At 44.1% G+C, this 21,949-nt stretch carries 18 protein-coding genes and 1 other annotated feature; of the genes, 11 read left to right on the top strand and 7 right to left on the bottom strand.

Annotated features, from left to right (window positions below):
* The first annotated feature begins 297 nt into the window (after positions 1–297).
* From NQ489_RS15095 to NQ489_RS15080, 4 genes are all read left to right on the top strand, one after another.
* The gene (locus NQ489_RS15095) at positions 298–1,326 is read left to right on the top strand and encodes a zinc-dependent alcohol dehydrogenase (protein ID WP_044962122.1); all 1,029 of its coding nucleotides are present in this window, start codon (positions 298–300) and stop codon (positions 1,324–1,326) included.
* A gap of 9 nt (positions 1,327–1,335) precedes the next feature.
* Complete coding sequence (locus tag NQ489_RS15090; RefSeq protein WP_021652508.1) at positions 1,336–1,728, top strand: VOC family protein; 393 nt, start codon at positions 1,336–1,338, stop codon at positions 1,726–1,728.
* 18 nt (positions 1,729–1,746) lie between these two features.
* Complete coding sequence (locus NQ489_RS15085) at positions 1,747–3,111, top strand: MFS transporter (protein ID WP_021652507.1); 1,365 nt, start codon at positions 1,747–1,749, stop codon at positions 3,109–3,111.
* Between the two features lie 84 nt (positions 3,112–3,195).
* Positions 3,196–3,612 carry a carbohydrate kinase family protein gene (locus NQ489_RS15080; RefSeq protein ID WP_242827005.1) on the top strand — a complete coding sequence of 139 codons (417 nt, stop codon included), beginning with the start codon at positions 3,196–3,198 and terminating at the stop codon, positions 3,610–3,612.
* Positions 3,613–3,709: 97 nt separating this feature from the next.
* Here NQ489_RS15080 and ilvN read toward each other — a convergent pair whose 3' ends face one another.
* The 3 genes from ilvN to NQ489_RS15065 all read right to left on the bottom strand — a co-directional run bounded on the left by ilvN (position 3,710) and on the right by NQ489_RS15065 (position 7,762).
* The gene (ilvN, locus tag NQ489_RS15075) at positions 3,710–4,219 is read right to left on the bottom strand and encodes an acetolactate synthase small subunit (RefSeq protein ID WP_015526065.1); all 510 of its coding nucleotides are present in this window, start codon (positions 4,217–4,219) and stop codon (positions 3,710–3,712) included.
* 12 nt (positions 4,220–4,231) lie between these two features.
* Entirely contained in the window at positions 4,232–5,950 is a 1,719-nt protein-coding gene (gene ilvB, locus NQ489_RS15070) for a biosynthetic-type acetolactate synthase large subunit (protein WP_044962117.1), read from the bottom strand.
* 100 nt (positions 5,951–6,050) lie between these two features.
* Positions 6,051–6,292: a binding site (T-box leader), on the bottom strand.
* 183 nt (positions 6,293–6,475) lie between these two features.
* Positions 6,476–7,762 (bottom strand): HlyC/CorC family transporter, encoded by a 1,287-nt coding sequence (locus tag NQ489_RS15065; RefSeq protein ID WP_021652503.1) that lies wholly within the window; start codon positions 7,760–7,762, stop codon positions 6,476–6,478.
* 232 nt (positions 7,763–7,994) lie between these two features.
* Here NQ489_RS15065 and NQ489_RS15060 point away from each other — a divergent pair, with 232 nt between their 5' ends.
* The 5 genes from NQ489_RS15060 to NQ489_RS15040 all read left to right on the top strand — a co-directional run bounded on the left by NQ489_RS15060 (position 7,995) and on the right by NQ489_RS15040 (position 13,850).
* The gene (locus tag NQ489_RS15060; protein WP_021652502.1) at positions 7,995–8,693 is read left to right on the top strand and encodes an ABC transporter ATP-binding protein; all 699 of its coding nucleotides are present in this window, start codon (positions 7,995–7,997) and stop codon (positions 8,691–8,693) included.
* Positions 8,694–8,702: 9 nt separating this feature from the next.
* The gene (locus NQ489_RS15055) at positions 8,703–11,018 is read left to right on the top strand and encodes an ABC transporter permease (protein ID WP_021652501.1); all 2,316 of its coding nucleotides are present in this window, start codon (positions 8,703–8,705) and stop codon (positions 11,016–11,018) included.
* 265 nt (positions 11,019–11,283) lie between these two features.
* Positions 11,284–11,661: a diacylglycerol kinase family protein gene (locus tag NQ489_RS15050; RefSeq protein ID WP_021652500.1), complete on the top strand. Its 378-nt coding sequence runs from the start codon at positions 11,284–11,286 to the stop codon at positions 11,659–11,661.
* A gap of 95 nt (positions 11,662–11,756) precedes the next feature.
* A complete protein-coding gene (locus tag NQ489_RS15045; protein WP_180214118.1) occupies positions 11,757–12,182 on the top strand; it encodes a hypothetical protein in 426 nt (141 codons plus the stop codon).
* Between the two features lie 69 nt (positions 12,183–12,251).
* On the top strand, positions 12,252–13,850 hold the full coding sequence (locus tag NQ489_RS15040) for an ABC1 kinase family protein (protein WP_044962114.1): 1,599 nt from the start codon (positions 12,252–12,254) through the stop codon (positions 13,848–13,850).
* Between the two features lie 143 nt (positions 13,851–13,993).
* On the opposite strand, the gene NQ489_RS15035 is transcribed toward NQ489_RS15040, so the two are convergent.
* Positions 13,994–14,821 carry an AraC family transcriptional regulator gene (locus NQ489_RS15035; RefSeq protein ID WP_227945546.1) on the bottom strand — a complete coding sequence of 276 codons (828 nt, stop codon included), beginning with the start codon at positions 14,819–14,821 and terminating at the stop codon, positions 13,994–13,996.
* A 930-nt stretch (positions 14,822–15,751) separates the two neighbouring features.
* Here NQ489_RS15035 and NQ489_RS15030 point away from each other — a divergent pair.
* On the top strand, positions 15,752–17,278 hold the full coding sequence (locus NQ489_RS15030) for a glycoside hydrolase family 31 protein (RefSeq protein WP_015526056.1): 1,527 nt from the start codon (positions 15,752–15,754) through the stop codon (positions 17,276–17,278).
* Positions 17,279–17,447: 169 nt separating this feature from the next.
* On the opposite strand, the gene NQ489_RS15025 is transcribed toward NQ489_RS15030, so the two are convergent.
* The 3 genes from NQ489_RS15025 to NQ489_RS15015 all read right to left on the bottom strand — a co-directional run bounded on the left by NQ489_RS15025 (position 17,448) and on the right by NQ489_RS15015 (position 19,812).
* Positions 17,448–18,092: a YesL family protein gene (locus NQ489_RS15025; protein ID WP_015526055.1), complete on the bottom strand. Its 645-nt coding sequence runs from the start codon at positions 18,090–18,092 to the stop codon at positions 17,448–17,450.
* Positions 18,093–18,269: 177 nt separating this feature from the next.
* Positions 18,270–19,433, bottom strand: a complete 1,164-nt coding sequence (locus NQ489_RS15020; RefSeq protein WP_173768967.1) for an RNA-guided endonuclease InsQ/TnpB family protein — start codon at positions 19,431–19,433, stop codon at positions 18,270–18,272.
* Positions 19,381–19,812 (bottom strand): MerR family transcriptional regulator, encoded by a 432-nt coding sequence (locus NQ489_RS15015; RefSeq protein WP_110103295.1) that lies wholly within the window; start codon positions 19,810–19,812, stop codon positions 19,381–19,383. The genes NQ489_RS15020 and NQ489_RS15015 overlap by 53 nt, the downstream gene beginning before the upstream one ends.
* Positions 19,813–20,631: 819 nt before the next feature.
* On the opposite strand from NQ489_RS15015, the gene NQ489_RS15010 reads away from it, so the two are divergent.
* Positions 20,632–21,885, top strand: a complete 1,254-nt coding sequence (locus tag NQ489_RS15010; protein ID WP_021650446.1) for an ABC transporter substrate-binding protein — start codon at positions 20,632–20,634, stop codon at positions 21,883–21,885.
* Positions 21,886–21,949: the final 64 nt, after the last annotated feature.

The following is a 21,949-nucleotide window of genomic DNA, read 5'->3' as shown; positions in this document are numbered from 1 at the left end:
CGCTTTATATGTGTGAAAAACGAGAAGTTGTGTAAAATTAGAAAAAGATATTATAGTAAAAAACGGAAAGAAAACAGTAACTACGGTTTTCTTTCCGTTTTTTTGCGTGTTAATTGTAAAAAATATACAAAAAATGTATTTTAAAATTATGAAATATATAAAATTATGAAAAACATATTGACAAATCGTGTTTACAGGATAATAATGTAATTACTTTAATAAAACAATTTATAAAAGACCAAATAAAACAATATAAATAAGGAGGAAACAATTATGATAAAAAAGGAGAAAACAGTTATGTTACAGCAGGTAATGACAAATCCAGGAGAAATTATTTTCAGAGAGGTTCCGGTTCCGGAGGTAAAGGAAAATCAGGTGTTGGTAAAGATTATGAATATTGGTGTTTGTGGATCAGATATTCATGTTTATCATGGAAAACATCCGTTTACAAAATATCCGGTAACACAGGGACATGAGGTTTCCGGTGAGATTACAGAACTTGGAAAAAATGTCACAGAGTTTCATGTGGGACAGAAGGTGACGATAGAGCCTCAGGTATATTGTGGACATTGCTATCCATGTCGTCATGGAAAGTATAATCTCTGTGAGGAATTAAAAGTAATGGGATTTCAGACGACAGGAACAGCATCTGAGTATTTTGCAGTGGATGCATCTAAAGTAACACCTATTCCAGAAGATATGTCCTATGAAGAAGGAGCTATGATCGAACCTCTTGCTGTGGCAGTCCATGGTGTAAAACAGATGGGCGATGTGGCTGGCATGAATATTGCAGTCCTTGGAGCAGGACCGATTGGAAATCTCGTGGCACAGGCAGCAAAAGGAATGGGGGCAGCGAAAGTGATGATCACAGATATCAGTGATCTTAGACTGGCAAAGGCAAAAGAATGTGGAATTGATGTGTGTGTGAATACCCAAAATAAAGACTTCGGTGAGGCAATGATCGAAGCATTTGGACCGGATAAGGCAGATGTGATCTACGACTGTGCCGGAAACAATATCACAATGGGACAGGCAATTAAATATGCAAGAAAAGGAAGCACGATCGTACTGGTGGCTGTTTTTGCAGGAATGGCAGAAGTAGATCTTGCAGTGGCAAATGACCACGAACTTGACATTAAGAGCACGATGATGTACCGCCATGATGATTACATAGATGGAATCAGACTGGTAAATGAGGGTAAAGTTCATTTGAAACCGCTCATCTCAAAGACATTTGCTTTTAAAGATTATCTGAAGGCGTACCAGTATATTGATGATAACCGCGAGACAACGATGAAAGTAATTATCAACGTCAGTGAAAAGTAAGGAGTTCGTATGGAAAATAAATATGGAATTGTCGGAGTTGCTCATATCGGGCTTCCGACAAACGATTTGCAGAAAACAGTTGAGTTTTATAAGAGTCTTGGATTTGAAGTAATTATGCAGTCTTATAATGAAAAAGCAGGGGAAAAAGTGGCATTTTTACAGATAAAAAATTACTGTATAGAGACTTTTGAAAATGGGCAGGCGGCAATGTCAGACGGTGCATACCAACATGTTGCACTTGATGTGGAAGACATTGAAAGTATGTATCAGAAAATCTGCAATGAAAAATACACAATTATTACAGACGGAATCGAAGAACTGCCATTTTGGGAAAATGGTGTGAAGTTTTTTATGATCAAGGGCCCAAATGAGGAAAGAATAGAGTTCTGTCAGAAACTCTGATAAAAATAGGAGGGGCATATGGGAAGCGAAAACAAAAATGGAAAAGTACCGCTGATCAGTAAGATTGCATATGGTTTTGGTGATGTCGGATGTAATTTCAGCTGGATGTTCGTCAGTAATTTTCTGATGATATTTTATACAGACGTGTTCGGAATCAGTATGGCGGCTGTGTCAGCACTTATGCTTTTTTCAAGATTCTGGGATGCGATCAATGATCCAATCGTCGGGGGACTTACGGATAAAACAAAATCGAGATGGGGACGGTACCGTCCATGGCTGTTAGTAGCGGCACCAATTACAGCGATTCTTCTTGTTATGACATTCTGGGCAAGACCTGACTGGCCGCAGAATGGAAAGATCATTTATATGGTAATTACATATTGTCTGCTGGTTTTGGGGTATACCTGTGTGAATATTCCATATGGAACCTTGTGTGGTGCTATGACACAGGATATTGATGAACGTGCAAAAATAAATACATCCCGTTCGGTTGCAGCGATGATTGCAATTGGTGTGTTAAATATTATCACAGTTCCGCTGCTCAGCAAATTCGGCAGTCACAGTGCAAAGACAGGATATCTGACGGTGGCGGTCATATATGGATGTATTTTTACAGCCTGTCATTTCTTCTGCTTTGCGAAGACGAAAGAGGCAGTGATTACTCCGGAAAAAGAAAAAATTTCTGTAAAGATACAGTTGAAAGCAGTCATGCAGAACAGACCATATCTTCTTGCATTGGCAGGGCAGATATTATTTGGATTTACATTATATGGTAGAAACGCAGATATTCTGTATTATTTTACATATGTGGAAGGGAATGCCTCCTACTACACAACTTATTCGATGTGCATTATTATTCCTTCTATCATCGGGGCAGCCTGTTTTCAACCATTATTCCGCAAGTTGAATAACAAAGGAAGAACAGCATCTCTCTTTGCTTTATTTACAGGAATTTCCATGTTGTCTATGTTTTTCTTCAATGCCAAAGAATCACCAGCTATTTTTTATGCATTATCTGGTCTCACACAGTTTTTCTTCTCTGGATTTAATACCGCAATCTATGCAATTATTCCAGACTGTGTGGAATATGGGGAGTGGAAAACCGGACTTAGAAATGACGGTTTTCAGTATGCATTTATTTCACTTGGAAATAAAATCGGAATGGCAGTTGGAACAGCACTTTTAGCAGGATTACTTGGAAAATATGGTTATATTGCAAATCAGACACAAAATGCAACTGTACTTTCAATTATGAAACATGCATTTACGACGATTCCGGGTGTACTGTGGATTGTGACTGCGGTTGTATTATTTTTCTACCGGTTAAATAAAAAACGTTATAACGAGATTGTAGAGGAACTGAAAAATGGAAGAAAAAGTTGATATCGTGGCATTGGGAGAGTTGCTTCCTATGATCCAAATTATCGCTCGTCTCTTTGGAAGAGCAAAGAGTATGCAGTGAAAAAAATGAGATCTGTCATAGAATTGGTAGATGTCATGAAGGTATCGGATGAAGAGAGTACTCTGTTGACAGAGGCGAAAAGTTATGAGCAGGCTGCAGATCAACTCCTTGCCATGGGACCAAAGCTGGTTGCCATTACATTGGGAGAACAGGGCGTTCTTATGGCAACAAAAAGCAGAAAAGAAATCATCAAAGCATTTCAGACACATGCGGTCGACACGACTGGGGCAGGTGATTCATTCTGGGGAGGCGTATTATGCAGTATCCTTTCTATGAATAAGAATGTTGAAAAAATGGAATGGGAAGAAATCAAAAAGTGTGCTGTTTTGGGAAATGCAGTTGCTGGATTGTGTGTGCAAAAGAGAGGCGGAATCCCTGCGATTCCGACGAAAGAGGCAGCGCTTGAATTTATGCAGAAATAATGAATGTATATGAACAAACTCGGGGCTGTAAAAATCACGATTTATTAATCGTTAAAGCATCAGCCCCGTGTTTTTCTGTCGGAGTATTATTCAGCTTTTATCTCTCCATCATGCTGATAGACTCAATTCCGACACTTCCGCCGCGGACAACTTCGATATGCTTGAACTCTTCTTTGATAAGCTTGATGACCGCGTCATTTTTGGTTGCGGTCTGGACGAATTCCAGAAGGAGGCTGTCTTTTCCATAGTCGATGACACGTGCCTTGAAAGTCTCAGCAATCTGGAAAAGTTCTACTTTATCTTCCGGGGAGCAGCCCTTTACCTTGATGTAAAGGATCTCCTTCATTCGAACGAACACGTCTGTAAAATCAATAACTTTGATCACTTCGATCATACGGTTCAGCTGTTTTTTGATCTGCTCAAAGGTTTCATCATCGCTGACTGTGGCGATGGTCATTCTGGAAACTGTGGGATCCTCCGTGGTTCCAACAGTAAGACTGTCCAGGTTATAGGACTTTCCGGAGAAAAGACCGGAAATCTTGGAAAGAACACCGACCTGGTTTTCAACGTAGAGAGAGATCCATCTTTTTTTCATTCCTTTATCCATCATTCATTCCTCCTAACAATCCATGATCAGATCAGCCAGAGTGCCGCCCGGCTTGACCATCGGGTAAACCATTTCCTCCGGATCAATGATAAATTCGATGATCGTAGGAGTTTTTGTATTCTTCTTAGCCTCTTCGAAAGCAGCCGCAATCTGATCCTTCTCAGTTACGCGGATACCCTTTGCCCCATAGCTCTCTGCGAGACGGATGAAATCCGGTGTGTATTCCGGATATTCCTGACCGTCTGTGCGGCGGGAGAGTGCACCGGCCTTCAGATTTGTCATGGCGTAACGTTTTCCGTAGAAAAGCTTCTGCCACTGGCGGACCATTCCGAGATATTCATTATTAAAGATACAGCAGATGATCGGAAGCTCCTCCAGAACTGCGGTAGCCAGCTCCTGAATGTTCATTTGCATGCCGCCGTCACCGGAAACGGAGATGACCGGTGTATCCGGATTACCGATCTTGGCACCGATAGCACCTGGAAGGCCGTAACCCATGGTTCCAAGTCCACCTGACATGATCAGCTGACGGTTCTCGGTGATGTCTGCATACTGGCTCACCAGCATCTGATGCTGACCTACATCGGTAACAAGAATGGCCTTGTCAAACTGGCGGTTGATCTCGCCGATGATATCCAGCGGTCCCATAATACCACGGTCTTTCATGGTAAGAGGATGCTCTTCCCTCCATTCCTGGATCTGCTTCAGCCATTTGCCGGTATTACAGTCCTGTACATATTCATTCATTTTTGTTATTGCCTCTTTTGCATCGGCAACGATGGGGATGTCTACATGGATATTTCTGGAAATGGAAGCGGTGTCAATATCGATGTGGACGATCTGTGCATGTGGGGCAAATTCATGGAGCTTGCCTGTGATACGGTCGTTAAAACGGGTTCCGATGGAAAACAGAAGATCGCATTCATTCACGGCCATATTTGCGGCATAAGCGCCATGCATACCAAGATTTCCGATAAACAGAGGGTTCTTTGTGGAAATGGCGCCACGTCCCATGACGGTTGTGACAACCGGGATCTGAGTTTTCTCAACAACCTGGGTGAAAATCTCCTGCGCGCGGGAAATGATCACACCGCCGCCAGCAAGAAACAGAGGTTTTTTGGCCTTCTGCAGCATTTTGAGGGCACGCTTCAGCTGTCCGATATGCACGCTGGTGTTAGGCTTGTAGCCACGGATATTGACGGTCTTCGGATACTCAGCACTTCCCAGCTCGGCCATTACATCCTTTGGAAGGTCGATGAGAACCGGGCCTGGGCGTCCGGTGCGTGCGATATAGAAGGCTTCCTTGATGATACGTCCAAGATCCTCACGGTTGCGGACGGTAACACCGTATTTTGTGATGCTTCTGGTGATCCCGACAATATCAACCTCCTGGAACGCATCGTTTCCGATGAGGTGACGGGCAACCTGTCCGGTAAAGCATACAAGCGGAACACTGTCATAGTTGGCAGTTGCAAGACCTGTAACAAGGTTGGTAGCTCCGGGACCGCTGGTAACGAGACATACGCCAACCTTTCCGGTAGTTCTGGCATAGGCATCTGCTTCGTGTACAAGGGCCTGCTCGTGACGTGGCAGGATGATGTCAATGCCGCTCTGTTTATATAATTCATCGCTGATATCGATGGTGCAGGCACCAGGATAGCCGAACAGAACATCAACGCCTTCTTCTTTTAAGGCTTTTACAAGCAATTTGTTTCCGGAAATCTGTTTCATGAATTGGTTCCCTCCTTTGATGATGTGAAAAGTTAAGCAGATAAGGGCTGCCGCGAGAAATTTTTCCAATAAAAAAGTCCCGGCATATCGGATAAAATATGCTCAGGACGGATGATTCCGCGGTACCACCTGTTTTCAGAGGTAAAACTCTGCTCTCTGCCAGTACAAAATTATACTGCCTCCCTGTAACGTGGGAATGACGATGAAGCCTACTGCATGAAAATCCATGGTTCAGTCCACTGCTCGAGGGCTACTTCCACAGTTCAGTCACGAAGATTCTCACCGGCCATCTTCTCTCTGTGCATCCGGAGACTGTGTACTACTCCCTGTCATTGCATTTAGTAAATATGGATAAAAATTTTCTATCATTATAATATAAAATATCGGAACTGTCAATCAAAAATCCTGATGGCTCAACGGGTGAGCCGGGGATTACGATAACAGTTCCGATATGGATGATATTAAGTATTAAATATTTTTTCAGTACATCAGCTGTTTATTGTTACGGAGCTGGAGCCTGCTTACTCAGGATTCGGTATTATCCAGTGTTTCAGGATCTTTTTCCGGAAGGTAGACATGCACTTTCTCGATACGGTTTTTATCCAGCTTTTCTACGATCAGACGGATTCCGTCCTCTGTGATCACTTCGTCACCGGCAACAGGCAGACGATCCAGATGTTCGATGATAAATCCACCCAGGGAATCATAATCCTCGGAATCCAGTTCCGTATCCAGATGATCATTTACGTCATCCAGATGCATGGAACCTTCGATGATATATTCCCGGTCGGAAATCTTCTGGACAAGCTCGTCCTCCTTCTCATCGTATTCATCATGGATCTCACCCACGATCTCCTCCAGGATATCCTCCAGTGTGATCAGTCCGGCCATATCACCGTATTCATCCAGTACAATGGCAATGTTGAAGGTGGAGTCCTTCATTTCCACAAGAAGATCGGAAATGCTTTTTGTTTCGTAAGTGAAATGTGGCTTTCGGAGGAAATGATCGATAACAAATTCCTCATTTTTGTCGTAAAGAAGAAGATCCTTCATGTTGATGATTCCCACAATGTTGTTCTGGCTGTCCTTATAAACCGGCAGACGTGTGAACTTATCCTCGCGGAAAATATCGATCAGCTCATCATAGGTGGATTCCACATCCGCAAAGGTAACATGTACTCTTGGAACCATGATATCCTTGGCTGTGGCATCTCCAAGATCAAACACATTGTAGATCATTTCTTTTTCGTCGGATTCAATGACACCGTCCTCATGGCTGACGTCCACGATAGTACGAAGCTCCTCCTCGGTCATGGCCTTGCTGGCTGCATCCGGATCCACACGCATCAGGCGCATCACACCTCTTGAAAAGAGATTGATGATGAAGATCACCGGTGTCATGATGGTCATAAGAAATTTAAAGACCGGGATATAGCGGAGGGTGATCTTTTCAGAGTTAATGGTTGCGTAGTTCTTGGGGGTGATCTCACCGAAGATCAGGATCAGAACCGTCAGGATCACCGTCACGATGCTGACCATATAGCCGCCAAAGCTGTATGCAAGTGTGGTTGCAAGGGAAGAAGCTGAAATGTTCACAATGTTGTTTCCGATGAGAATCGCACTGAGAAGCTTGGGCGTCTGGTTCTCCAGGATATCGAGAGCCATGGCTGCACGCTTGTTTCCCTCGTCTGCAAGAGAGCGGAGACGGATCTTGTTTACCGACATCAGCGCGGTTTCGTTAGATGAGAAAAAGGCTGACAATGCCAGCAGAATAAGTAATATGATTATCTGGTAAGTGTCGCTGGGGTCCACTTTCAATATTCACTCCTTTAAAAATAAGATTATTTGGTTAAAAATATACAGATACTCCCACATTATATACGTTTTACTGGATTTTGGCAAGAGCCGGACCGGTACAGCGCATATAGATATATGGAAAAAATACGAAAATAAGTCTGCTTCTTGACAAAAGAGTAAGTTCAGACTAACATATATGTGTATTCATATATAAAGAAGAACTGTATAGGAATGGAAGGAGCGGTTTATGTTTCTGGAGATAAAAGGAATCAAAAAATCCTTCGGGGCAGGAGAGAGCCATGTAGATGTTCTGAAGGGGATCGATCTTGAGATTGAAAAGGGAGAATTTTGTGTGCTTCTGGGGCCGTCCGGTTCCGGGAAATCCACGCTGCTAAACATTATTGGCGGCATTGACGGAGCAGATGCAGGAAGCATTACCATTCAGGGAGAACAGCTGGAGGATATGAATGAAAAGAAGCTTTCCCTCTACCGCAGAAAACATCTGGGATATATTTTTCAGATGTATAATCTGATTCCCAATCTGACTGTGAGGGAGAATATTGAAGTTGGTGCTTATTTAAGTGACAGACCGCTGGATGTGGATGAACTGCTGGAGACACTGGGACTTTATGAACATCAGCGGAAGCTTCCGAACCAGCTTTCGGGAGGTCAGCAGCAGAGAACTGCTATTGGACGTGCCATTGTAAAAAATCCGGATATCCTGCTTTGTGATGAGCCTACCGGCGCTCTGGACTACAACACCTCCAAGGAAATCCTGAAGCTGATCGAAACAGTCAATCACAAATACGGAAATACTATAGTCATAGTTACTCATAACGATGCCATCAAGGATATGGCAGACCGTGTGGTAAAGCTTCGTGACGGGATGATCCGCAGAAACTATCAGAATGAGCAGAAGATTCCGGCTGCTGACCTGGAATGGTAAGGGGGCATTATGAAGAATCCTTTACGTAAACGTATCCCCAGGGAACTGAAGGGGGAATTTGGAAAATATCTGGTGGTTTTCCTGCTGATGGTATTGACCATCGGGTTTGTGTCCGGCTTTCTGGTAGCCGATGGAAGCATGCTGAAGGCTTATAATGAGAGCTTTGATAAATATAACATCGAAAACGGAAATTTTCGTACTGCGGAAAAGATTTACAGTTCTCAGTGGAAGGATATTGAAGCTGCCGGTGTTAAGCTTTATGAGAACTACTATATAGAAGAAGATCTGGATAACGGAAGCACCATGCGTTTTTTTAAAAACCGTGAGAAGGTGAATAAGGTCTGCCTGATGAAGGGAGAAATGCCGTCAGGGCAGGGCGAGATCGCCATTGACCGTATGTATGCGGATAACAACAGTCTTAAGGTAGGAGATACCCTGATCAGAGGTGAAAAATCCTGGAAGATCACAGGCCTGGTGGCACTTTCGGATTACAGTGCCCTGTTTCAGAATAATAATGATTCCATGTTTGATTCTGTAAAGTTTGGTGTGGCGATCGTAACTCCGGAGGAATTTGAAAACCTGGATCAGGAAAAGCTCCGGTACAATTATGCATGGATATATGATCATCAGCCAAAGAACGAAAAAGAGGAGAAGAAGGTTTCCGAAAATCTCATGGAAGACATTGGCAAAGTGGTAGCTCTGGAAACCTTTGTCCCACGTTATCTTAACCAGGCGATCATTTTCACCGGTGATGATATGGGCGGAGACAGGGCAATGGTCATCACGCTTCTTTATATTGTGATCGTGATCATGGCTTTTGTGTTTGGAATTACCATCAGCAATACGATCCGAAAGGAAGCCGGTGTTATCGGTACGTTACGTGCATCCGGTTATACCAGACGGGAGCTGATCCTTCATTATATGACGCTTCCGGTTCTGGTCACGCTGGCCGGTGCCCTGATCGGAAATATTCTTGGATATACCGTATTTAAGGGTGTATGTGCAGACATGTATTACGGGAGCTATAGTCTGCCGACTTATGTGACCGTATGGAATGCAGATGCCTTTCTTCTGACAACCGTAGTTCCGGTCATCATTATGATACTGATCGATCATGCGGTGCTTAGGTACCGCCTGCAGCTTTCTCCTCTGAAGCTTCTGCGAAGGAATTTTTCCGGTAAAAAACAGAAACGTGCAGTGTATTTAAGTCCGAAGATAGGAATTTTTTCCAGGTTTCGCCTCCGGGTGATCTTTCAGAATGTCAGCAGTTATCTGGTGCTGTTTGTGGGAGTTGTTTTCGCAAATCTGCTGCTGTTTTTCGGAATGCTTCTTCCGTCTACGTTGGATCATTATCAGCTTGAGATCCAGGAGAATATGCTGGCGAAATATCAGTACATGCTTTCGGTTCCGGCAAGTGCCTATTCAGGAAATAAAGCGGATGCCATGAGTTCTCTTATGGAATATTATATGGATACCAGAACGGATAATAAGGATGCGGAAAAATTTTCTGCATATTCCCTGAATACCATGCCTGGTAAATATAAAAGTGAGGAGATCACTCTCTATGGTGTGGAGCCGGATAGCAAGTATATCCGTGCAGATCTTTCGGGAGAGGGTGTTTATATTTCCAGTGCTTATGCAGATAAATTCCGGATCAAGGAGGGCGATACCATAACTTTGAAGGAAAAATACGAGAAGGATGAGTATTCCTTTAAAGTAGATGGAATCTATGATTATGCAGCAAGCCTCTGTGTATTTATGGAAAGAGATAAACTGAATGAGGCGTTTGATCTTGGAGATGATTATTTTGGAGGATATTTCTCTGATACAGAGATCCGGGATATCCCTTCAAAATATATCGGCTCTGTTATTGATCTGGAAGCTCTTACAAAAATATCCAGGCAGCTGGATGTCTCTATGGGAGATATGATGGGAATGATGTATGGATTTTCCGTGATCATTTTCCTGGTGGTGATCTATCTGCTTTCCAAGGTCATCATCGAAAAAAATGCCCAGTCGATTTCCATGACCAAGATCCTGGGCTATACAAATGGTGAGATCAGCCGTTTGTATATACTTTCCACATCACTTGTGGTGGTGTTCTGCCTGCTGTTAAGCCTTCCGGTTGAACGGCAGATCATGGAAGTGCTGTTCCGCGAGATGATGCTTTCCAGTATTTCGGGATGGATCACCATGTGGGTGGATCCCATGATCTATGTGAAAATGACAGCGATCGGAATCGCAGCCTATGCAGTGGTAGCAGTGCTGGAATTCCGGAGGATCCGTCATGTGCCCATGGATGAAGCACTGAAAAATGTGGAATAATATGTGACATCTGTATATATATCCGGAAAAATAATTCAGGATATCCGAAAATTTTACAGAATATGCAACAGGATCAGGAGTATGTGTGGTTTAACTGAATGCGGATGTTTTTATCTGCTTGAACAGTTGTCTGTGAATAACCACATATACTCCTTAAATATTCATAAATTTTCCGGAATACTGGAAATATTACTACAAACTTGTTATAATAATCCCATACTTCCCGTTGGAGGGAATAATTCAAACAGGAAATCAGGTGAGGAACATGGCAGGCAGAAAGAAGGATCCGCTGTATAAAAGCTTCGGATATGCGTTTCAGGGGATTTTTACCTGCATCCGCAAGGAAAGAAATATGAAGATCCACTGTATGGTGGCAGCGCTTGTGGTGATCGCAGGACTGATCCTTGGGATTTCCGTGACAGAGTGGTGCATCTGCCTAGGGCTGTTCGGAATGGTGATGGCGCTTGAGCTGGTGAATACGGCAGTGGAAGCTGTTGTGGACCTGGTCACAGAGGAACGTCACCCATTGGCAAAGATCGCCAAGGACACAGCGGCCGGAGCAGTACTGATCGCAGCGATCATGGCAGCGATCGTCGGACTGATCATTTTTGTTCCCAAGGGACTTGCTTTTCTGGGAATATGACAGGAACAGAAAACTTTTGTTTCAGGATAGGGTCTGGTGTCGGACTGTGGTGTGATGGTCCGGCAGCTGCCGGTTTCAGGAAAGGAGAAAATATTATGGAATTAGGTGAAGGACTGAAGAAAATTTTACTGGTGGGTATTGGTACAGCAGCAGTGACAGCAGAGAAATCCAAAGAAATCCTGGATGAACTGGTAAAAAAGGGTGAGCTTACGGTTGAACAGGGTAAGGTTCTTAATCAGGAGCTGAAGCATAACATCAAATCAACAGTTAAGACAGCTGCTGATTCTGTAAAGGAATCTGCAGCCAGAAAGAATGATCAGGAAGAACTGAAGGCAACGATTTCCAGGCTGACACCGGAGCAGCTGGCTGCTGTGAAGGCGCAGATCGAGCGCATGCAGGCCGAGGCTGCTGAGGAGAAAGCCGAGACAGCAGAAGAACCGGCAGAGGAAGCTGTACAGGAAGCTTCTGCGGAAACAAAAAATGCAGAAGATACCGGGAGCGAAGAACAGGCAGCAGAGTAACCGACTGCGGATCGCAAATATCCGCTTGACTAAACGACAACGCAGACGAAGCAGTAAATGGAGAAATTTATGGGCAGAGAAGAAAAGGAGAAAAAAGAGAAAGGCGGATATGGAGAGCGGCTGAGAGAGATTACAGCCGTTTTGAAAAAGCATGCCATTACCCGTGGTGTTTCTCCTGAGAAGCTCCGGCTCATACTGGAAGATCTGGGCCCAACTTATATTAAGTTGGGTCAGATCATGTCTCTTCGTTCCGATATTCTGCCGAAACGCTACTGTGACGAGCTGATGAAGCTCTGCTCAGAGGTACCGCCGATGCCTTTTTCCCAGGTGATCGAGGTACTGGAAGAGTCCATGGGCTGTCCGTGGCAGGCAGAATTTCAGTATATTGAGCAGAAACCTCTGGGAGCAGCATCGATTGCCCAGGTGCATCGGGCCACGCTGAAAACAGGTGAAGAGGTTGTGATCAAGGTTCAGCGAAAAGGAATCTATGAGACCATGGCCAGGGATATCGGCCTGATGCATAAAGCAGTGCGCCTGATGCCGCCGGTGAGCATTAAGGGCATGGTGGATCTGAACATGGTTTTAAGTGAACTGTGGACTGTGACTCAGGAGGAGATGAATTTCCTGACGGAAGCTGCAAATATGGCGGAATTTGCAAAAAAGAACAAAGATGTGGCTTTCGTTAAAGTACCGATTCTCTACCGTGAGTATATTTCGCCGCATATTCTTGTGATGGAATATATTGACGGTTTTGCTGTCAATGACAAGGCTGCGCTTCTGGCCAATGGTTATGATCTTAATGAGGTCGGAACGAAATATGTGGATAATTTCATCAAACAGGTGATGGAGGATGGCTTTTTCCATGCGGATCCACATCCGGGAAACGTGCGGATCCAGGATGGAAAGATTGTCTGGATCGATATGGGAATGATGGGACGGCTTACAGAGCACGATCGTCAGCTGATCGCAGAAGCTATTGAAGGGGTTGCCATGAACAACATCGGCAAGATCCAGGATGCAGTCCTGGCTCTTGGGGAGTTTAAAGGCAAACCGGATTCCAGCAAGCTTTATGAGGATATCCGCGGACTTATGGAGAAATATGGTACTGCGGATATGGGAAATATTGATGTGGCAGAGGTAATGGTGGACCTGATGGAGGTCATGAAAGAAAATAAGATCATGATGCCTCACGGACTGACCATGCTTGCGAGAGGACTGACTCATGTGGAGGGGGTTCTGGCTGAGATATGTCCGGACATCAATATGACACAGATTGCTGCAGCAAGGCTCAAGGAGCAGTTGTTCAGCAACGGGAACTGGAAGCGTGAGATAAAAAAAGAAGGAAAAAATCTTGCCTGGTCCCTGAAACGTGCAGTGGATATTCCTTCTCTGGCAGCAGATTTTCTTCAGGGCTGTATGAAAGGGCAGACAAAGATCAATCTGGATCTTCATGCCTCGGATGATCTGGCGTGGCTTTTGCGGCGGCTGGTGCGGAATATTGTGATGGGGCTGTGGGTGATGGCACTTCTGATCAGTTCCAGCATTATCTGTACTACGGATATGAAACCAAAGCTGTGGGGGATTCCGGCGTTGGGCGCCTTTGGTTATGTGTTTGCTTTTATTATTGTTTTGTATGTGTTTATCAAGCATTTCTTTTCCGGAAAATAAAAGACGGAGATCATTTGCAGAGTCTGCGGGATGGTTTCCGTCTTTTTTTGCTGTTATGGAATTGTTTCGGTCTGCTGTTATAACTGCGATTAGGAGCTATCATCTTCCGACCAGCTGGTAAAGGACGGAGTGCGGGTGTCTGGTCAGGTGTAGATGGTTCCGCTGTAGGCTTTGCGGAATTCCTTTGGGGTGTAGCCGGTTCCCTGGCGGAAGTAGTTGCAGAAGGAGGGAGCGTCCCGGAAACCGCAGGAGAGAGCTGCTTCTGTGATGGTGCAGGAGGAGGAGCAGAGAAGCTGGGTTGCCATCTGGAGGCGGTGTTTCAGGAGATATTGTTTTGGGGAGGTGTTTTCATGTTCCATGAAGATTCGGTAAAGATAGGAACGGTCGATTCCTACGTAGTGTGCCACGTCTGAGATCTGGATGGGGTAGGCATAGTTGTTTCTGATGTATTCGGTGGCTTTCTGAAAGTACAGGTTTGAGATGTCGGTCCTGCTTTCGGAGGGCTTTTTTTGCATGTCGGATAGTATCAGGAGGAGGTTTCCTGTGGAGGCAAGGTCGTTTCCGTTGTTTTCGGAAAAGGTGTCAAGTAGGCTTTGCATGTGGGTGAGGAGGCTGTTTTGCCGGGAGGGTGTTTCCGGGGTGAAGATTGGGGTGTCGGAAAATACGGTTTGTTTCAGGATTTCTTTGCAGGCGGAGCCGTCAAAGCCTGCCCAGGCGTAGCTCCAGGGGTCGGAGGTGTCGGCGCGGTAGTAGATGGAGTCCATGGGGCGGATGAGAAAGGCGTCGCCTGATTTCAGATGGTAGGTGTGGCCGCTGCACTGGTAGATGCCTTTGCCGTGGAAGATCACGTGGAGAAGGTAGTGTGGGCGCATGGCCGGGCCGAAGGAGTGGTTCGGACCGCAGTCTTCCTGGCCGCAGAAGTAGACGGAGAGGGTGTGCTGGGTTTGGGTTTCTTTGGAATCGTTTTTCATTTGGGTGGCCTCCTGTTTTTGGGTTATTCAACAAAAACGCAATTTTGGGTCACAAAATGGGATGGAATGTTGTATGAGGTGATTATACAATATTGGGTGTGGGAAGGGCAAGGATGGATATGGATATACGGACGCCCGTGAGGTGTGTGCTGCCTGTCGGCGGGGCTTCGTCGGGGGCTGACTTCTAAGCCGCTGAAAATCTGCTAAAAGCGCTTTAAAAATTCTCGAACTCGCGTCTGAAGCCGCTCAGACAGCGAGAATTTTTGAAGCAACGCAGATTTCCACCGGCTAAGAATCAGCACCCCTCCTGCAGAGTCCGCCGACAGGCAGCACACACCTCACGGGCTGGTATTTCAGGGCGGAAGGGATAGAGTGGCGATGGCGGGAGGGATTACAGGTGAGGAGGGAAGGGGATGGAGAAAATGTGGCTGGCGGAGAGGGGATTTGGTTCAGAGTGGGAATGGTGGTGTTTTCCCGGGAGTTGGATGAGTCATCAGCGCTACGCTGGATGACTGGGACGAAAGGCAGAGTTTCCCTGTGGTCTGCCGGGGAAGAATGGGTCGAGGCGTTTCGCTGTCGACTTGGAGGTGAGTTGTTGTGGCAATGCAGTGGCGCCGGGATGAGATATCAATACATAGGAATATAGAGGAACACAGCGGAGCAGGATGAATACATCGGTGTAGCGTAGCATTATCAATACCGTAGAATACATCGCCGTGCCAATACATTAACACATTTCCACAGCGTACGACAATATAGCGTGCCCGGAAAGGGGGAGTGCGAGGGGGAAAAGCGGGCTTCGCAACTCTGAGTGTTTTCTCCCTCGCAGATTTCCTCCGCTTTGAAAAGCGGATAAATTTACACTAATACCCCCAAAAATAACCTCAACATTAAAAAAATAGATTTACATATAAAAGGAGGAGCCTCAACATGAAAACAACTATATTAAAAAACGAATTCTGGTACGGTGGTGCAGTCTATGAAGGCTACCGCCAGCCCGTAGGTGCAGACGACATTGTGGACTGGGATTTCCGCGAAAACCCAACCCACAATCAGATCATGCCTTTATTCCTTTCCTCGAAAGGCCGCTACATCTGGAGCGATGCAGGTTTTCACATTTCTTTCAGAAATGGTGAGATCCTGGCGGAAGGTCCGGAACCTATCATTCTGAAAGATGGCTTCAATGATCTGCGAGGTGCATACCTGGCAGCCATGAAAGCGCATTTTCCATTTCATGAGATCAAACTTTCAGACAGGTTTTTCAAAGTACCGGTATACAATTCCTGGATCGAACTTACCTATTATCAGACCCAGAAGAATATCCTGAAATATGCAAAAGGTATTCTGGAAAATGGTTTTCCATCCGGTGTTCTGATGATCGATGATGGCTGGTCTCCTTATTATGGAAGGTGGCAGTTCAGGGGGGATAATTTCAAGGATGCGAAGGCGATGCTCAAAGAATTGCATGAGATGGGATTTTCTGTGATGCTGTGGATCTGTCCGTTTATTACTCCGGATACGTTGGAGTTCCGGGAGGCTAGGGATAAGCATTTTCTGATTGAAACTCCGGAGGGAAAACCTCGTATCCTGGAGTGGTGGAATGGGTATTCTGCAGCTTTGGATCTGACGAATCCGGATGCGATGAAGTGGCTGAAGGATCAGCTGGATGTTCTGACGGATATGGGTGTGGATGGCTTTAAACTGGACGCGGGTGATCCTTGTTATTATCATGCGGGTGATAAGCTGTTCCGTGATGTTTCTACGGATGAGTTGTCCAGGCTTTGGGCTGAGTTTGGAGAGCAGTTTGCGTTTAATGAGCTGAGAGTGTGTTTCCGGGCCGGGGGTTATTCTCTGATGCAGAGACTTTGTGATAAGCAGACGAAGTGGGATGAGAGTGGTATTGCGGGATTGATCCCGGATACGTTGCTCCAGGGGCTTACTGGGCATCCTTTTGGCAGTCCGGATATGATTGGCGGGGGTGAGTATACCTGCTTTTTGAATGGGAATGAGAATGCGTGTACGCCGGAGATGTTTGTGCGGTATGCACAGATCGCGGCTTTGATGCCGGTGATGCAGTTTTCGGCTTCTCCGTGGAGGGTGCTGCCTGAGGCGGATTTTCAGAAGGTTAAGGCTGCGCTGGCGCTCAGAGAGAAATGTCTGCCGGAGATTTTCAAGGCTGTAGAGTGTGCGAAAGTTACTGGTGAGCCGATTGCCCGTTCTATGGAGTTTGTTTTCCCTGGACAGGGTATGGAGAGGGTGATGGATCAGTTTATGGTTGGTGATGCGCTTTTGGTGGCGCCTGTTTGGAAGCAGGGGGAGGTTGTCAGAAGTGTGACTTTGCCTGAGGGGCAGTGGAGGTGTGTTAGCCTTGGAGAGACTGAGGGTGATGTACTGAATGGTGGCCGGAATGTGGTTCTTGGTGAGAATGATGGGCTGGTTGTTTTGAGGAGAGTGTAGGACAACGCACAACAATTGCGTGCCCGGAAAGGGGGAGCGCGAGGGGGAAAAACGGGCTTCGCAACTCTGAGTGCTTTCCCCCTCGCAGATTTCCTCCGCTTTGAAAAGCGAAAATACTATATCTAAAAATACTATATCTAAATAAATAACAATTTTCCCAAGCTTTTCATCACAAAAGCGAAATATCCTCCTCCGGAGGAAGCAGCTTCTTAAAAAATCGATACAACAGCATCGAATTTATAAAAGCTACAAGTCCAAATCCAAAGAAAAACCAGCAGCATGCGTAAAGTGGCTGTAGCTTTGCATCGAGATATGTCATATACAATGGAAAGATCGTGATCACCGCAATGGCGATCGTTGTGGGGAAATGCATAAATGCCAGCAGAAATGCATTTCTGCAAAGTGCCCCCAGTGTATTAGCAAAGGTTGCGATTACCGGGAATATGTATAAAGTAAAAATTATCAGCAAAGTCAGAACCCCCACAGAAAGATAAAACAGCATATGTGCAGCGCTTCCTTCTGCATGGAGCAGAAAGCGGATATTCAGGATGAGCATGGTTCCGGCAGCAAGGATCAGCAGCCATATGATCAGTGACTGTTTGAAGTTTTCCTTAAAAGCTCTGAAAAATGTTTTCGTTGTGCCGTTGTTATTCCCTTTTACTGTACGCATCATGCAGTGATAAAGGGCAGTTAGTGATGGCCCAATGGTGATCACGGGGATGCAGCAGAGAATAAAAAGAAGATTGGCGATCACGATGTCACCCAGCTTGTTGAGAAATACATGGACGACATTATCTTCATTTAAAAGATTCATAACGAAATACCGTTACTGAAAACTTATAAAAAGTTATAAACTTCTATGTTTCATTCCTACTTCAACGAGTATGCTTTTGATGATATAAATATCTATCTACTCACAAGTTCTTGTACTCTCCATAGGCGTAAATTCCGGATTAACGTACCCGTACATATTTGCACTAACGTTTTAGTGTTAGCTTGCAACTCTTTCTCCATAAGCCTTGAGATTTATAGATGCCTGAAAATCTCTATCAATGACATTTCCACAATCACATTTATAAATTCTGTCAGATAATTTCAAGTCTTTTTTAATGTTTCCACAGCAACTGCAAAGCTTTGATGATGGATAAAACCGATCAGCCACAATAAGCTGGATCCCTTTATCGCTGCACTTGTGTTCAAGCTGCTTTTTAAACTCAAAAAACCCCTGATTCTGAACTGCTTTTGATAAATGTCTATTTTTCATCATTCCACTAACATTCAAATCTTCAATACAAATAAATCTTGGTTTTCGACTTACAATTTCAGATGTAGTCTGATTCAAATAGTTCTTACGGATATTTGTTAATCTGTGATTTCGTTTTAATAAAAGTTTTTCCTTTTTGATTACATTATTTGTTTTGCAGTAACTTTCTCCTTTCTTATTTTTCTCGTAAGAGCGAGAGATACTACGCTGTAATCTGCGTTTCTGTTTTTCCAGTTTCTTTACTTTCTGACTTTTATTGATGTTCTTATACTTAGCTCCATCAGAGCAGATAGCCAGATCTTTGATCCCTAGATCTATACCAATCCCATCATCATTAAGTTTTTCTATGCAATCAGGAAATTCCACACATACGCTGATCCACCAGTTCAATCCGTCAAAGGATATTCGCGGATTCATATATTTAGCATCTGTAGGAATACGACCATGCTCTGCAAGTCTTACCCAATTTAGTTTTTGTTTATTTCTTTTCCTGCTCGAAGAAAATCCTTCAAACTTAACATGAGTATTGCTGAATTGTATCTTAATATTATCCTGATAGAACTTCGGCATTGCTCTCTTTTTTGACTTGAACCTTGGGAATTTCTGCAAACCTTTGAAAAAGTTCTTATAAGCAGTGCAGGCATCTTTGATCCCCTGTTTGGTTACATTATTTGAAATACTCAATAACCATGCGTATCCATCAGAATGTCTAAGCTTTGTAAATTCTTTTCTGAGTTCTGCATCTGAAATGAATTTTCCGCCTTTTTCATAGTTTTCTATTTCCCTTGCCAAAGCCCAGTTATAAGCAAATCTTGAAGCACCTGCGTACTGAAACATCTTAGTTTTCTGTACATTGTTTGGTATCAACATTACTTTTATGGCTTTTACCATCTACTTCCTCCTGTATCAGTTCCCGGATAAGTTTCTTAGCTTTATTCGCTCGTTTTCCTTGTAATTTGCAACTGAATACTGCGATCATCTGAACCAGATCTTCAACAAGTTCCTGCTGTTCGGATTTTTCAGTATTATCAATCTGTCGTTCCAGATCATCTTTCTGTTTATGGCTGGAAACGCGACAATATCCAATTGTAATGCGATTTTTAGGCTTTACATTTATTACCTGGTTGAGTTGCTCGTCAGAATAATATCTATAGCCGCTTACTGTAGTATGATGCGGATGAAGTTTTCCATTGGCATCCCAATTTCGTAATGTCTGGGCGGATACGCCTATAATTTTTGAAAATTCATGTATAGAATAATATTTACTCAAAGCATCAACTCCTTTCAATAATATTCTACTCTAATATCTTATAAAACCAAACATGTACTTATATGATTTTATAATTTATATTTAACTGTTAATAACCTCCTTATATAGAAATATAGAAATGAAAAACAGACTATAGGTGTAAAGTCCGATCCAGCTAATCTTAGCACAGTTTTTGACTGTGTGTAAAGAGAGGGAACGCAGATAAGTATCTTGTGCATCACGAAGCGTATTGCCGGTCACAGAATGAACAGCAATATGCTTCGCAGCGAATACGGATCGTCAATACACATCTGACGGTGAGAAAAACAGTACAGCCGGGAAATTTTTCGGCAGGAAAAACGCAGGATACAGAACGGTTTATAGGACTGTATAAAAAAATATGGAATTTTGCGTGCACATGTGGAAATGATAGCGTGCATGGAATTGTGTTAGGAACGGAAAAACAGATTATTCGGCAAATGACATTTATACATGTTTTGAGTTAGTAAAAACATACAAAAATACATATGTAAAAATGTTGGTTTTGCTACAAGGGGATAAATGAGCGCCAAAACATACTCAAAAATAGTAAAAATTGTGAGGGTATATAAAAAAAACGTAAAAGAAACTGGAAAAATGACGGATAATTAACAAAGTGTGAACAAAAAATGGATAAAATGAATAAAAAGTAACATTTTTCCATATTGAAATGACAATAATCCATTTATCATTTTTCCATGTGCAATTATAATAATATCAACGGTCAGGGACGTGAAAAAATATAAAAACTGACCAAAAGAAAGAGGGAAAATAAGAAAGATTTAAAAGGAGGAAGAAGTTATGAATTTCAAAAGAGTAGCAGCATTATTGTTAGCAGGTGCCATGGTAATGACAGCAGTTCCGGTATATGCCAAGGGCGACGATGTTACACTTTCCGTATCCATCTGGGACACCAACCAGGAGCCGGGAATCAAAGAAATTCTCGCAGACTTCACAGAGAAGACAGGAATCAAGACAGAGATCTCCGTTGTTAAATGGGATGAGTACTGGACAATGCTCGAGGCCGGTGCACAGGGTGGTTCCCTTCCGGACGTATTCTGGATGCACTCCAACGAGAGTCAGAGATACATGTCCAACGATATGCTTCTTGATCTGACCGATAAGATCAAAGACAGCGATCTGATCGATCCGGAGAACTATCCGGAGGATATCTGGGGACTGTATACATACGATGATAAATATTATGCAGTACCGAAGGATATAGATACAATCGCTCTCTGGTACAACAAGACATTATTTGACGAGGCAGGACTTGATTATCCGACAGCTGACTGGACATGGGATGATGTTACAGAGGCAGCTAAGAAGCTTACTAAGGATGATGGTTCCCAGTACGGTCTCGGAATGAGAAATGATAACAACCAGGCCGGATACTACAACCTGATCTATGATAACGGCGGATACATCATCAGCGATGACAAGACAAAATCCGGCTGGGATGATGAGAAGACGATCGCAGCTATGCAGACACTGGAAGGATGGATCAAGGATGGCGTGATCCCGTCTCTTGAGACAATGTCCGAGAACAACGAGGACGTACTTTTCGAGGCTGGCAAGATCGCTATGACATGCCAGGGCTCCTGGATGCTTGCAGCATTTAAAGAGAACGAGTACACAGCAGCTAACTGTGATTGTGTAGAGCTTCCTAAAAACGCTGAGACAGGCAGAAGAGCTTCCTCATATAACGGACTTGGATGGGCAGCATCTGCTTCCGGTGAGCACACAGACGAAGCTTGGCAGCTGATCGAGTACCTCGGATCCAAAGAGGCTCAGGAGAAACAGGCTGAGCTTGGTGTTACAATGAGTGCATACAAAGATACATCTGATGCATGGGCTAAATCCGCAGACTTCAACCTTCAGGCTTATCTGAACATGATGGATGACATGGAGATCCGTCCATACTCCAAATCTACTGTAACATGGGAGAACGAGGACAACGAGATCCTTAAAGGCGTATACACAGGCGACATCACAATGGAAGAGGCTTGCAAGCAGATGGCTGATCAGATGAACGAGAAGCTGGCTGAGGAGTAAGCATTAAGAAACACCGATAATTAAGTGCAGTAATGAGAGGGGCCGCCGCACTCAGGTGCAGCGG

The organism is Blautia sp. KLE_1732_HM_1032, from assembly GCF_025147905.1.
GTDB lineage: Bacteria > Bacillota > Clostridia > Lachnospirales > Lachnospiraceae > Blautia_A > Blautia_A fusiformis.
Note: the sequence above shows the minus strand (reverse complement) of the source record. Positions and strands in the feature narration are given on the sequence as shown.